This is a genomic window from Streptomyces sp. NPDC001744 (assembly GCF_042892575.1).
Taxonomy (GTDB): domain Bacteria; phylum Actinomycetota; class Actinomycetes; order Streptomycetales; family Streptomycetaceae; genus Streptomyces.
The window spans coordinates 72,113-85,194 of record NZ_JBIAUG010000003.1; the positions used below are offsets into that span (position 1 = coordinate 72,113).

Below are 13,082 nucleotides of genomic sequence, written 5' to 3' on the forward strand. Positions count from 1 at the left end.
TCCGTTTCCACCCGTTTCGCTCACAGTTGACGCTTGCTTTGAACAGCGATCAATATCTCCACGACTTCACCACACCTCCCCACGGCGTCGCCTCACCTGGAGCACTCGATGCGCAACAGGGCTGCCCTGACCACAGCAGTCACTTCCGCCACTCGTGGAACAGCAGGAACGGAACACCGGGGCGACCGCGTCTTCGGGAAGGTCGCCGGACCCGGCCTCGACGGCACCGGGGCGCGTGGCCAGGACATCGAGCTCTTCGACGTGACCGCCCGGCTGCCGAAGGTCCCCTCCCGGGCCTCCGCGCCCGCCCACCCGCCGCGGAAGTCGCGGCACGCCCGTACGGCGGCCGCGGCGTGGCGGTCCGTACCGCTTCCCCTGATGCTCGCGGGCGCCCTCTCCACGGGGCTGGGCGCCGGCCTGACGGTGTGGTTCTCCGCCGAACCCGACCCCGCGCCGCCGTCCGACCGGTCCTTCTCCCTTCCCGACCTCGTGACGCAGGCCCCGGTCCCGGCCCAGGACGCCAACGGGGCGCCCTCCTCCCCCGAGGCGGGCGCCACCCGGACGATCCGGCACGCCCCGCCCCCGGCCCCCGCCGCCACCACCACCGCCGCCCCGGCCCCCACCGCCACGACCACGGCACCGTCGTCGGCATCGTCGGCACCGGCACTGGCACCGGCACCGGCTCCGACCGCCGCCTCCTCCGCCCCCGCGACCGCCGCCCCGCCCTCCCACCGGAGCACGCCGTCCCCCACGCCGACGCCGCACGACCGCCACCGGACCCCGCCCGCCGAGCGGACCGACCCGGCCCTGGGCAGCACCGGCCCCGACGTCTCCGACCTCCAGCGGCGCCTCCGGCGGCTCCACCTCTACCTCGGCCCGGTCGACGGGGTGTTCACCGAGTCCGTGGAAAGCGCCCTGCGCCGCTACCAGACGTCCCGGTACATCCCGCAGGAGAACGGGGTCTACGGCCCCCTCACCCGCGCCGTCCTGACGGCCGAGACCTCCTGATCCGTCCGGCCCGTCCCACCCCGAACCACCTCACCCCCCGCAGGAATCCAGAAAGGTTCACGTACATGCGCAACACCGGAAGAGCACGCATACGGCTGAGCGGGGTCGTGGCGATCGGCGTCGTCCTCGGTCTCACCACCGCGGGCAACGCCCTGGCCGCGCCCCTCGCCCCCGCCGCGGGCGACACCCGGTCCTGCCCCGCCCCCGGCAAGGAGCCCCGCATCGGGCACGAGCCGCGTTTCCTCGACGCCAACGTGGCCCTCTTCGCCGGCGGCGACTACACCGCGGACGGCGCGACCGCCGAGGCCGAGGGCCTGCTCGTCATCGGCGGGAACGCCACCTTCGCCAAGGGGTCCGGCGGCGTCTTCAACGTGGGCCGCGTCGGCGCCGGTTCCGGCATCCTGCCCGCCTCGGGCTCGGTCATGCTCTCCGTCGGCGGGGACCTGACGATCGCCAAGGGCACGAGGGTCGACGTGGGCCACGGCCTCACCGCGGGCCCCCGCTACGGCGGCGCCGTCCAGGTCGGCGGCACGATCGACGTGAAGGGCGGCCTGGAGACGAACGGCGGCGCCCGCTCGTCCGGCCTGGGCGCGCGGAAGGCCCTGTCGCCGTACGACACGTTCGGCGACACCCTCCGGGGCGAGTCGGCGGCCCTCGGCGCGCTGAAGCCCACCGGCACGACCGTCCGTTCGGGCCAGAGCGTCACCTTCAAGGGCGGGAACGGCGCCTCCGGCCCGCAGGTGTTCGAGATCTCCGCCAAGGACCTCGACGGCACCTCGTCCTTCGACTTCGAGAACATCCCCGGGAACTCCTCCGTCGTGGTGAACGTGACGGGCGGGCAGCCGGTCGGCATCTCCCCCCTGTCCGTCGGGTTCAACGGCGACCGCGTGGACGTGTACGACTCCGCGCGCTTCGGCGAGGCCGCGTCCCGGATCCTCTACAACTTCGAGGCGTCCCCGTCGATCACCCTCGGCGGCGGCGGCAACTTCATGGGCTCCATCCTCGCGCCCAAGGCGTCCGCGGACCTGACGGCCAGCACCAACGGCCGCGTGTACGTGGGCGGCAACCTGCGGACCCACGGCACGGGCAACGAGAGCCACAACTACCCGTGGAACGGTTCCTCGAAGTTCTCCTGCAAGCCGACGCCGGACAGCCCGGGAACCGAGCCCGTCCCCACGCCCACGGCGACGACGCCCGGCACCGAGCCCTCCTCGCCGGCCCCGTCCGTCACGACGCCCGCGGGCGAGAGCCCCGCCCCCTCCGCCCCGGAGACGACGGCGCCCGGTTCCCCCGCGCCCTCGGCGCCTTCCACGGAGGACGCGTCGGCCCCCGCCGCGCCCGGCACGACGGCGCCCTCGCCGTCCGCCACCGGGGCCGGCGACGGTTCGCTCGCGACCACGGGCGCGCAGTTCACCCCGTACGCGATCGCCGCGGCGGTCCTGGGCGCCGTCGGTGCCGGGATCCTCGTGCTCACCCGTCGCCGCCGGGCCCTCGGCCGGCACTGACCCGGTGACCCGGTGACCCGGAGGGCCGGGCCCGCGGACGGTTTTCCCGTCCGCGGGCCCGGCCCTTCTCCGTGTTCCGGGCGATCGGGGCCGTTCCGGTGGATTGGCCGAACTGTGCGTAGACCGGATAGGTGCCTGAGGCATGTAGTGGAGACGGAACCGACGTCAGCGCCCCCGATGCCCCGAGCGAGGCCCCCGTGACGAAACCCGTGGCGTTCCCCCAGAGCCGTACCTGTCCCTATCGGCCGCCCACCGCCTACCCCCGGTCCGGGGACGGGGGCCCGCTGTCGCGGGTCACCCTCTGGGACGGGCGGGAGGTGTGGTTCGTCTCCGGCCACGCCGCCGCACGGGCGCTGCTCGCGGACCAGCGGCTGTCCACCGACTCCACCCGGAGCGACTTCCCGCTGCCGACCGAACGGGCCGCGGCCCTGCGCAGGAACCGGCGCGCGGCGCTGCTCGGCTGGGACGACCCCGAGCACAACGCCCAGCGCCGGATGCTGATCCCCAGCTTCACCCTCAAGCGCGCCGAACGCCTGCGGCCCCGCATCCAGGAGGTCGTGGACGGGCTGCTCGACGCGATGGAGGCCCAGGGGCCGCCGGCCGAACTGGTCGGCGCGTTCGCCCTGCCGGTGCCCTCGATCGTCATCTGCGACCTGCTCGGCGTGCCGTACGCGGACCACGACTTCTTCGAGGAGCAGTCGCGGCGGCTGCTGCGCGGGCCGACCGGCGCGGACACCGAGGAGGCGCTCGCCCTCCTGGAGGGCTACCTCGGCGACCTGATCGACCGGAAGCGCGAGGAGCCCGGCGAGGGCGTCCTCGACGACCTGGTGGCGCGCGGAACGTCCGGGGACGGCGGACCCGACCGGCAGGAGCTGGTGCAGCTGGCGACGATCCTGCTGATCGCGGGGCACGAGACCACGGCGAACATGATCTCCCTCGGCACGTACACGCTGCTGCGCCACCCCGAACGGCTGGCCGAACTGCGGGCCGACCCCGGGCTCGTGCCCGCCGCCGTGGAGGAGCTGCTGCGCTTCCTGTCCATCGCGGACGGGCTGCTCCGGGTCGCGCGCGAGGACATCGACGTCGCCGGGACGGTGATCCGGGCGGGCGAGGGCGTGGTGTTCTCCACGTCCGTCATCAACCGGGACACCGCCGTCTACGGCGATCCGGACGCCCTCGACTGGGACCGCTCGGCCCGCCACCACGTGGCGTTCGGCTTCGGCATCCACCAGTGCCTGGGACAGAACCTGGCCCGCGCCGAGCTGGAGATCGCGCTGGGGACGCTGCTGCGCCGGCTGCCGGGGCTGCGGCTCGCCGTCCCCGCCGAGGAGATCCCGTTCAAGCCGGGCGACACGATCCAGGGGATGCTCGAACTCCCCGTGACCTGGTGAGAGGAGCGGTGCACGTGCGTGTCTCGATCGACAGGGACGTCTGCATCGGCGCCGGACAGTGCGCCCTGACCTCCCCGGACGTCTTCACCCAGGACGACGACGGGTTCGGGACGGTCGTACCGGGCCGGGAGGACGGCCGCGGGACGCTGGTCCGCGAGGCCGCCCGCGCCTGCCCCGTACAGGCGATCGTCCTCGGCGGATCCGACGGGTGACGTTCCGGGCCGCCCCGGCCCCGCCCCGGCGGACGCGCCCGGGAGCGCCGCGTCCGCCGGGGGCGGCGGCCGGGGCGTCCCCGGTGCCGGTCGCGGCGGGACGACCGCGTACCCTCGCCTCCGGGCGGCGCGCCCACCCGGGCGTTTCCGGCCACGGGACCGGGCGGACGGTTCCGGCCGGCGGGGACGGCGGCCGGACGCACGCGGAGCGGGGAACGGAAGATGAGCGAGAGGTCCGGGCCGGGCGCCCGACCCGGCGGGGACGAGCGGGCCCGGCCCGCGACGGTGCGGGTGTTCGTCGCCCTCGCGCCGCCCGACGACGCGAAGGACGAACTGGCCGACGCGCTGCGTCCCGCCTACGCCGCGTATCCGGACCTGCGGTGGAACCGCGTCGAGGACTGGCACATCACCCTGGCGTTCCTCGGAGAGCTCCCGGTCGCGGCCGTCCCGCCCCTGCGGCCGCCGCTCGCGGACCTCGCGGCCTCGGTCCGGCCGGTCGAACTGGCGCTGCGCGAGGGCGGGCACTTCGACGGGCGGGTGCTGTGGAGCGGGATCGACGGCGACCTCGAAGGGCTGCACGCGCTGGCGTCCCGGGTGCGCGCCGTGATCGGGGAGTGCGGCATCCCCTTCGAGGGGCGGCCCTTGCGCCCGCACCTGACGCTGGCGCGCGCCCGCCGCTCCGACCCCGCCTCCGTGGTGGAGGCCGCCGCCGGGCTCGCCGGCTTCGCCGGGCGCCGCTGGCGGGCCGGGCGCCTGCACCTGGTCGGCAGCGACTTCGGGCGCGGCCCGGGGCCGATCCGCTACCGCGACATCGAGTCCTGGGCCTTCGGCGGGCCCTCCGACGAGGTCTGAGGGCCCGCCGGTACGGACCGGGTTCCCGGCCCGGCCGGCGGGCTCTTCGGGGAGGCCCGGAGCGCACTCGTGCGCCGTCGGGAACGGCGGGGTCAGCGGCCGTACACGCGGCGGCAGAGGTCGGCAGCGCCCATGGGGGCCCGGATCCGTTCGGCCTGCCGGCAGAGCCGGCGCAGTTCGGGCCGCCGTCCGTCGGCCGGCGGAGGGGTACGGGGGCGGAGCCGGGCGGGGGCCCTCTTCTCCGGGGGCCGGGGAACGGCTCTCGTCCCGGTCTTCCCCGTCCCCGGTCTCCCGGTCTTCGCCGCTCCCGGTCTTCCGGGCCGGTCCGCCGCCGGGCGCGGGCGGTCCAGGGCTCCCCCGCGCTCCGGCGGCCGGAGGGAGGCCGGTGCGCGGGTGGCCCCGGGCCGGGGACCGGCCCCGGGTTCCGCCGTGGCGAGTTCCTCGCGCGGAGCCGCCTGAACGGGGGCGGGCCGGGCGGGCAGCGGTGAGGGAGCGCGGTCGGCGGCCGGGGCGAGGGCTCCGGGCCGGGCCGGCGGGGAGGACGGGCCGGGGCCGGGCGGGACGGCCACGCAGCCGGCCGCGAGGAACGCGGCGAGCAGGAGGTACGGGGTGCGGCGGACGTGCATGGGGTCACGGTGCCCGAGTGCGTACGGGCGGCGGGGCCGTACGGCCCGTGTCCACCGTGACGGGTGAACCGGGCCGGACGGTGGACAGGGACGGACGGTGGACAGGGACGGACGGTGGACAGGGACGGACGGTGGACAGGGACGGACGGTGGACAGGGACGGACGGTGGACAGGGACGGGCGGTGGACGGGGACGAGCGGTGGACGGGGACGAGCGGTGGACGGGGACGAGCGGTGGACGGGGACGAGCGGTGGACGGGGACGAGCGGTGGACGGGGACGAGCGGGCCCGGGAGCACGGACGGCGGAGCCGCCCTCCTCCCCCGTGCTCCCCCGCTTCCTCCCTTCTCCCGGCCCGGCCGCTCACGTCGCGTTCAGGGCCGTCGTCGGGTGGAGGCGGGAGGCGCGGACCGCCGGGTAGAGGCCGGCGGCCGCGCCGATGAGGAGGGTGACGGCCGTTCCTCCCAGGAGGGTCCAGGGCGGGACCACCGCCGTCCACCCCTGGACGCGGGCGAAGCCGTACGTGGCCGCGGCGCCCAGGAGCGCCCCCGCCACCCCGCCGAGCGCGGAGAGCAGCAGCGACTCGGTGAGGAACTGGAGCCGGATCGCGTTCCGGGTCGCGCCCAGCGCGCGGCGCAGGCCGATCTCCCGGCGCCTCTCCAGGACCGAGACGACCATGGTGTTGGCGACGCCCACGCCGCCGACCAGGAGGGCGACCGCGCCCAGCCCGAGCATCAGGGCCGTCAGGCCCTTGTCGGTCGCGGCCTTGGCGGCGAGCGCGTCCGAGGGGCGGGAGACCTTGACGCCCGCCGCGTCACCGGGGCGGAGGGTACGGGCCAGGACCGCCCGTACGTCCTCCACCGACGCGTCCGTGGAACGCTCGAAGACGGTGGTGGGACGGCCGTCGAAGCCGAAGTGGCGTTCGGCGGCGGGGAATCCGACCAGGGCCGTCCGGTCCAGGGCGGGGACCAGTTCGAGGGGGCGGAGGAGACCGACGACGACCACGCGCGTGTCGTTCATCATGATCGTCTCGCCGGGGCGGGTGACGCCGAGGCGGTCCGCCGCCACCGCGCCGAGGACCGTGACGGGAAGGCGTTCGCGGGCGCCGTCCAGCCAGACGCCCCGGGCGACCTCGCCGCCGAGCGCGTCCAGCAGGTCGGTACGGGCCGCCTGGGCGGTGACGCCCGCGGTGCGCTCCTCGGGGACCACGTCGCTGCGGCGGATGCGGACGTCGAGGTCGGCCGTGGCCGTGGCGTGTCGCACCGGGCCGATGCGTTCGACCATCGCGACCGCGTTCCTGGGCAGCTCGACCGTCCTTCCCGTGGCGTCCTTGCCCGCCTCCGCCGTGAGGAGGTTGGTGCCGAGCCGGTCGAGCCGGGCCATCAGGTCGGCCCGGCTCGACTCGGACAGGCCGACGACCGCGACCATGGTCGCGATGCCGAGGGCGATGCCGAGCGCCGAGAGCACCACGCGGGTGCGCCGGGCGCGCAGGCCGACCGCGCCGAGCCGGAGGACGTCGCCGAACGAGAGCCGGGAGGGCCTGAGGCCGTCCGCGCGGGAGGGGCCGGGATCGTTCCTCATGGGCGGGACCCCTCCGTGCGGGGGCCGGTGCGCGTGTCCGAGACGATCTCCCCGTCCCTGAAGCGGACCCGGCGCGGCAGCGAGGCCGCGATCTCCTGGTCGTGGGTGATGACGCAGACGGTGGTGCCGGCCTCGTTCAGCTCGTGCAGCAGCTCCATGACGATCGCGCCGGACGCGGTGTCCAGCGCCCCGGTCGGTTCGTCCGCGAGGAGCAGCGTGGGGTTCCCCACCAGGACGCGGGCGATGGCCACGCGCTGCTTCTCGCCGCCGGACAGCTCGTTGGGCAGGTGCGCGCGACGGTGGTCGAGGCGCACCTTGGCGAGCGCCTCGCGCGCACGCGCGGTCCGCTCCCTCGGCGGTACGCCCGCGTAGAGCAGGCCGTCGGCGACGTTGTCCACGGCGTCGCGTCCGTCCGCCAGGTGGAAGTGCTGGAAGACGAAGCCGATGTGACGGGCGCGCAGGGCGGAGAGCCGCGCGTCGGAGAGCCGGGCCACGTCGTACCCGGCGATCCGCACGGTGCCCGCCGTAGGCCTGTCGAGGGTGCCCATGACGTGGAGCATCGTGGACTTGCCGGAGCCGGACGGGCCGACGACGGCGAGCAGTTCGCCCGCGTCGACGGTGAGGTCCACGCCGCGCAGCGCGTGGACGCCGCCGGGGTACGACCTGGTGGCGCCGCGCAGTTCGACCACGGGGACCGGGGGCGGGACCGGGACCCCGTCCGCCGGGTCCCGGGGCGCGGCCGCGGTCGTGCGCGGCCGGTCGGGGGTCATGACGCGGCCACCCCGACCTTCATGCCCTCGCGGAGGTCGGGGCCGCCGACCTCGATCCGTCCGTCCGCGGTCATGCCGGTCTCCACCCGGACCGTCCTGGACGTCGTGCCCTGGACGATCTGGAGGCCGTAGCCGCCGTTCTCGCCGCGCAGGGCGAGGACCGCCTCGACGGGGACCACGAGGACCCCCTTGCGCGCCTCGCTGACGAACTTCACGCTCACCGGCGCCTCGGTGTCCTCGCCGGAGGCGGCGCCCGTCCCGCCGTCCAGGACGACTTCGACCACGATGCCCTCCCGGGCCGCCGCGTCGTCCCCGGAGGAGTCCTCCTCGGGGCGCACGGTGCCGTCGACCCGGCCGGGCACGGTCCTCCCGCTCGGCAGCGTGACCTCGACCCTGGTGCCGCGCGAGGTGAGCGGCCCGTCGCCCTGGTCGAGTTCGGCCCGTACGACGGGTTTGACCGAGGCGATCGTCAGGACGGGTCCGCCCGGTGCGACCTGGTCGGCGAGGGCCGCGTCGGCGGAGACCACCTTGACCCGGCCGGGCTGGAAGACGACGTCGCCCTTGCCGACCCGGCCCGTGGTCTCGCGGTTGAGGGACTTCTGCCACCGCTTGACGGCGGCCTCGGTGTCCTCGTCGTAGCGCGTGTCGACGTACAGGCCGGCTCCGTACCCCAGTGCGCGCAGGTTGCGTTCCAGCTGGAGCACGTCGCTGCCCCGGTCGCCGGCCCTCATCTCGCGGAACATCGGGACGGGGCCGTAGAGGAGGGTGACCGGCTTGTCGTTCAGTTCGTACAGCGCCTCTCCCCTGGCCAGGATCTTCCCCGCGGGGGCGGCCACGGTGACGGTGCCCTCGACGGCGGACTTGACGGCGCGGCGCTGCGCGAAGTCGAGCCGGCCGTCGACGGTCTTGGACCGGACGAGGTCGGTGCGGACGACGGTCGCGGTCGCGGGCGGCAGGCCGTCGCCCTTCCCGGCCGGGTCCGCGGCGGGACCGCCGAGGAGCAGGACGCCTCCCGCGGCCGCGGCCGCGACGGTCGCCGCGCCGAGGACGAGGACGGTGGCGCGGCGCCTCACTGCATGCCGTCCAGACCGTCGAGCAGCTTCGTCCTGCAGGCTTCGCGGGCCTTCTTGTACACCGGCGAGTCCCGCCCGATGGAGGGGGAGGCCGGGTTCGGGTCGCCGCCCGGCTGGGCGTTGCCGTCGCTCATGGTGGGGTTGGCGAAGCGGGAGACGCCGTTGTCCCGCATGCACGTGGCGTGCGCGAGCATCGATTCGTAGTCCTTCTGCTGGTCGCGCCGCGGCTCGGCCGCCAGGGCGTTGCGGAACTCGGTGACGCAGACGCCGTCCTTCCCTCCCTTGTACGCCTCGTGCCGGCCGGTCCTGTCCACGAGCGCCCCGATCCTGTCCCAGTCGAGGTGGCCGCTGAGCTTCGGATCGGGGAAGTCCTTGTGGCCGCCCTTGGCGCGCATGCACCGGACGTACTCCAGCTGGGCGTCGTAGAAGGCGGTCCGGCCCCCGGACGGGGCGGCCGTGCCGCTCCCGGCGGTCGTCGCGGCGCCCCCGGCGGCGGGGGTCTCGGGGACCGAGACGACCTCGTCGCTCCCCCGGACGCCCCCGGCACCGCCGCTGTCGCAGGCCACCGGGAGGGCCAGGGCGGGAAGGACGGCCAGGGCGGTGAAGCGCAGCCGGGCGGACGGGCGGGAGGTGGTCGTGAAGATCATGGCCGCAACCTTCGCGGCGCCACGTGATGGCCCCCGCACGGCCACATGATGAGAACGTAACAATGCCTCCGGCCCGTGCGTTTCCCCTGCTCACCGGCGGCCGGCCGCTCGTCGCGGTGGTCATAATCGAGCGCATGCCCCACGTACTGCTGATCGAGGACGACGTCTCCGTGCGGGACGGGACGGAACTCGTGCTGCGCCGGCACGGGTACGACGTGGCCACGGCGGCCACCGGCGAGGAGGCCCTCGCCCTGCTCGCCGGGCCGGCCGGCGGGAGCGTCGAGCTGGCCGTCCTCGACCTGATGCTGCCCGGCATGGACGGCTTCGAGGTGTGCCGCCGCATCCGCGCCAGGAGCACCGTCCTGCCGGTCATCATGCTGACCGCGCGCGGCGACGACCACGACATCGTGAACGGCCTCGAAGCGGGGGCCGACGACTACGTGGTCAAGCCGGTCACCGCCCCCGTCCTGGAGGCCCGCATCCGGGCGGCGCTCCGGCGCGCCGAACCGTCCGGGCAGGTGCGGTCGGACGCCGCCGAGCGGGCCGGGCTCGTCGTCGACCGCCTCGGACTGACCGTCACCAAACACGGCGTACCGGTGGCACTGCCCCCCACCGAACTGCGGCTGCTCCTGGAGCTGTCGGCGTCGCCGGGCCGGGTCTTCAGCCGCGAACAGCTCCTCGAATCGGTCTGGGACCACCATTTCCTGGGGGACTCCCGGCTGGTGGACGCGGCGGTCGGGCGGCTGCGCGCGAAGCTGGAGGACGTACCGGCGAAGCCGAGGTTCGTCCAGACGGTACGGGGCTTCGGCTACCGCTTCGGACCACTGTGATCCGGACGGAGCGGGGCGGCCGGTCCCGGCGCGGTTCCGGACCGGGAAGACTCCCCGGCGGATCGCCGGCGGGCTGCGCATCCGGCTCGTGACCGCCTTCGTCCTCGTCGCGCTGGTCAGCGCGGTGACCTCGACCGCCCTCGCCTACCGGGACGCGCGCACCGCCATTCTCCGGCGCACCCAGAACGCCGCCGTGGACGACCTGCGGGAGCGGACCACGGCGGTCGCCGCCGACTTCGACCTCCCGCCCGACCGGAGGACGCTGTCCCGGTTCGCGGCGAAGATCTCGGACGGCCTCGGGGCCCGCATCGTGGTCGCCCGCCACCACGACCTCGTCGCGACCTCCGACGCGTACGCCGGCACGGAGGGCCGGATCACGCCCGAACTGCGCGCCGCCGTGCGGAACGGGGACGGGGCGCTGTTCCAGCGGGTGACGTGGCAGGGCGAGCCGTACCTGGTCGTCGGGATGCCCGTGCGCTACGCGGACGGGGACCGCCGGGAGTCCGGCCTGGAGGTCTTCGCGATATCCGACCTGCGGGCGGAGCGCGACGACACCGCCGCGCTGCTCGACTCCGTGCGGGCGGGCGCCCTGCCGGTGGTTCTCCTCGCCGCCGTCCTGGCGCTGCTCGCCGCGGGGACGGTCCTGCGCCCGGTGCGGAAGCTCGGCCGGGCGACGCGCGGACTCGCGGCCGGGGACCTCGGCAGCCGCGTCGTCGTCACCGGCCACGACGAACTGGCCGACCTCGCGAGGACGTTCAACGAGACCGCCGACGCGCTCCAGGTCTCCGACGCGGATCTGCGAGCCCAGGAGGCGAAGGCACGGCGTTTCGTGGCGGACGTGTCGCACGAGCTGCGCACGCCGCTCGCCGCGATGACGATGGTGGCGACCGTCCTGGAGGAGGACGCCGACCGGATGCCGCCGGACGCGGCGCGGGCGGCCCGTACCGTCGGCGCGGAGACGGCACGGCTCGCCCGGCTGGTCGAGGACCTGATGGAGATCTCCCGCTTCGACGCGGGGGCGGCGCGGCTGAACGCCGCCGAGACCGACCTCGCCGCCACCGTGCGGGCCTCGCTGGCGCTGCGCGGCTGGACGGACCGGGTGCGGACCCGGACGGACGGGGACGTACGGGCGGTGGTCGACCGGCGGCGCGTCGACGTGATCGTGGCGAACCTGGTGGGCAACGCGCTGCGGCACGGCGCCCCGCCGGTCACCGTGACCCTCGGGACCCGGACCGGGGCGGACGGCGCGTGGGTGGTCCTGGAGGTGGCCGACCACGGCCCGGGGCTCCCCCCGCAGGTCCGGGAACGGGTCTTCGACCGGTTCTACAAGACGGACGCGGCCCGTACGCGGGACACGGCCGACGGCAGCGGGCGGGGCAGCGGTCTCGGTACGGCGATCGCGCTGGAGAACGCGCGGCTGCACGGCGGCACGATCGACGTGGCCGCCGGGCCGGAGGGGGGCGCGGTGTTCACGCTGCGGCTGCCCCTGCGGCGCACGGAAGAAGAAGAGGAAGAGGAGGAGGACGGGTGAGGGTACGGCGGGGATGGGCGCTCGGCGCGCTGGGGCTCGCGCTCGCGGGATGCGGCGTCCAGCCGACCGGGCCTGTGGAGGCGGGCGGTCCCGCGGGCGGGCTGACGCGCGGGATGCGCCTGTACTTCGCGTCCGACGGCGGCCTGCGCGCGGTGCCCCTGCTCGACCGGGAGATCACGAGTCTCAACGCGGCGGTGAAGCTGCTCGCGCAGGGGCCGCCGCCCGCCGAGCGGCGCGACGGCCTCACCTCCCTGCTGCAGGAGCTGGGCGGCTACACGGTGACGGGCGCGGGGACCCGGGTCACGGTGCGGCTGGAGCACTCCTACCCGGCGGACGGACGCGGCCAGGCCACGGGCCAGCTGGTGTGCACCCTGGCGCGGGCCCAGTCCGTCCTGGAACCGGCGGTCCGCGCCGAGGACGTCCGGGTGACCCTGCGTCCGGCCGGGGAACCGGCGATGGGGCCCTACCGGTGCGCGGACTTCCTGGCCGGATGAGGAAGCGGCCCGGGTTCCGGGGCCGCTCTCCGGGGGGCCGCCCGGAGAGCGGCGGGATCACGAGGTGCCGTCAAGGACCTGCCGCAGTCGCCGCGCGAACTCGTCCGGCTTCCCCGGGTATCCGGACTTCCCGTCGCAGAACCCGGCGTGATGGCTCGGGAACACGGTCACCCGCTGCCCGAGCAGTTCGGCGGTCGCGACGGAGGTGCGTCCGGTCTGCACGTTCGCGGACTCCTCGCCCACGGCGATCACGACGCGGGTCGGCGCGGCGGCGAGCGCGGCGAAGCCGGTGGTGTCCATGGGCTGTCCGATCATGAACAACGGCGGGCGTCCGTCCGCGGTCGGCAACGGCCCGCGAACGTCATGGACGAGGTCCGCGCCGGCTGTCCGGAGTCTCTGGGTCTTCATGTCCGTGCGGACCGGCCCCGCCCCGGAAACCCATCGGCGCGGCGGACGCCGCTTCCGGCACGCGCCCCGGGCCGGGTCCGGAAAGTCCCGCCCGGGCCGTGACGCCCGGCCCGCCCGCAAGGCGCCGGACGCCGCGACCCCTGCCCTCCGGGCGGA

14 protein-coding genes are annotated in these 13,082 nt (G+C 75.6%); 8 read left to right on the plus strand and 6 right to left on the minus strand.

The features are described 5' to 3' along the window. The first annotated feature begins 108 nt into the window (after window positions 1–108). From ACFYZY_RS04740 to thpR, 5 genes are all read left to right on the plus strand, one after another. Complete coding sequence (locus ACFYZY_RS04740; protein ID WP_388689490.1) at window positions 109–1,008, plus strand: peptidoglycan-binding protein; 900 nt, start codon at window positions 109–111, stop codon at window positions 1,006–1,008. Window positions 1,009–1,073: 65 nt separating this feature from the next. Then, window positions 1,074–2,513: a choice-of-anchor A family protein gene (locus ACFYZY_RS04745; RefSeq protein ID WP_388689492.1), complete on the plus strand. Its 1,440-nt coding sequence runs from the start codon at window positions 1,074–1,076 to the stop codon at window positions 2,511–2,513. 197 nt (window positions 2,514–2,710) lie between these two features. Next, window positions 2,711–3,904: a cytochrome P450 gene (locus ACFYZY_RS04750; protein ID WP_388689494.1), complete on the plus strand. Its 1,194-nt coding sequence runs from the start codon at window positions 2,711–2,713 to the stop codon at window positions 3,902–3,904. Window positions 3,905–3,918: 14 nt separating this feature from the next. Beyond that, on the plus strand, window positions 3,919–4,116 hold the full coding sequence (locus ACFYZY_RS04755) for a ferredoxin (protein ID WP_388689496.1): 198 nt from the start codon (window positions 3,919–3,921) through the stop codon (window positions 4,114–4,116). A 222-nt stretch (window positions 4,117–4,338) separates the two neighbouring features. Continuing rightward, window positions 4,339–4,968 carry an RNA 2',3'-cyclic phosphodiesterase gene (gene thpR, locus ACFYZY_RS04760; RefSeq protein ID WP_388689498.1) on the plus strand — a complete coding sequence of 210 codons (630 nt, stop codon included), beginning with the start codon at window positions 4,339–4,341 and terminating at the stop codon, window positions 4,966–4,968. A 92-nt stretch (window positions 4,969–5,060) separates the two neighbouring features. On the opposite strand, the gene ACFYZY_RS04765 is transcribed toward thpR, so the two are convergent. The 5 genes from ACFYZY_RS04765 to ACFYZY_RS04785 form a co-directional block, all read right to left on the minus strand. Further along, complete coding sequence (locus ACFYZY_RS04765) at window positions 5,061–5,594, minus strand: hypothetical protein (protein WP_388689500.1); 534 nt, start codon at window positions 5,592–5,594, stop codon at window positions 5,061–5,063. Between the two features lie 361 nt (window positions 5,595–5,955). After that, entirely contained in the window at window positions 5,956–7,173 is a 1,218-nt protein-coding gene (locus ACFYZY_RS04770) for an ABC transporter permease (RefSeq protein WP_388689502.1), read from the minus strand. Beyond that, window positions 7,170–7,943 carry an ABC transporter ATP-binding protein gene (locus tag ACFYZY_RS04775; RefSeq protein WP_388689504.1) on the minus strand — a complete coding sequence of 258 codons (774 nt, stop codon included), beginning with the start codon at window positions 7,941–7,943 and terminating at the stop codon, window positions 7,170–7,172. The genes ACFYZY_RS04770 and ACFYZY_RS04775 overlap by 4 nt, the downstream gene beginning before the upstream one ends. Continuing rightward, the gene (locus ACFYZY_RS04780) at window positions 7,940–9,016 is read right to left on the minus strand and encodes a peptidoglycan-binding protein (protein ID WP_388689506.1); all 1,077 of its coding nucleotides are present in this window, start codon (window positions 9,014–9,016) and stop codon (window positions 7,940–7,942) included. Before ACFYZY_RS04780 ends, ACFYZY_RS04775 begins: the two co-directional genes overlap by 4 nt. Beyond that, window positions 9,013–9,663 carry a hypothetical protein gene (locus ACFYZY_RS04785; protein WP_388689508.1) on the minus strand — a complete coding sequence of 217 codons (651 nt, stop codon included), beginning with the start codon at window positions 9,661–9,663 and terminating at the stop codon, window positions 9,013–9,015. The genes ACFYZY_RS04780 and ACFYZY_RS04785 overlap by 4 nt, the downstream gene beginning before the upstream one ends. A gap of 134 nt (window positions 9,664–9,797) precedes the next feature. Between ACFYZY_RS04785 and ACFYZY_RS04790 the strand changes: the two genes are divergently transcribed. The 3 genes from ACFYZY_RS04790 (at window position 9,798) to ACFYZY_RS04800 (ending at window position 12,518) form a co-directional block, all read left to right on the plus strand. Continuing rightward, entirely contained in the window at window positions 9,798–10,493 is a 696-nt protein-coding gene (locus ACFYZY_RS04790; RefSeq protein ID WP_388689510.1) for a response regulator, read from the plus strand. A gap of 61 nt (window positions 10,494–10,554) precedes the next feature. Then, complete coding sequence (locus ACFYZY_RS04795; protein ID WP_388689990.1) at window positions 10,555–12,024, plus strand: ATP-binding protein; 1,470 nt, start codon at window positions 10,555–10,557, stop codon at window positions 12,022–12,024. Next, window positions 12,021–12,518, plus strand: coding sequence for a hypothetical protein (locus ACFYZY_RS04800; RefSeq protein ID WP_388689512.1), 498 nt, complete (start codon window positions 12,021–12,023; stop codon window positions 12,516–12,518). The genes ACFYZY_RS04795 and ACFYZY_RS04800 overlap by 4 nt, the downstream gene beginning before the upstream one ends. 57 nt (window positions 12,519–12,575) lie before the next feature. On the opposite strand, the gene ACFYZY_RS04805 is transcribed toward ACFYZY_RS04800, so the two are convergent. Further along, window positions 12,576–12,926, minus strand: a complete 351-nt coding sequence (locus tag ACFYZY_RS04805) for a hypothetical protein (protein WP_388689514.1) — start codon at window positions 12,924–12,926, stop codon at window positions 12,576–12,578. Window positions 12,927–13,082: the final 156 nt, after the last annotated feature.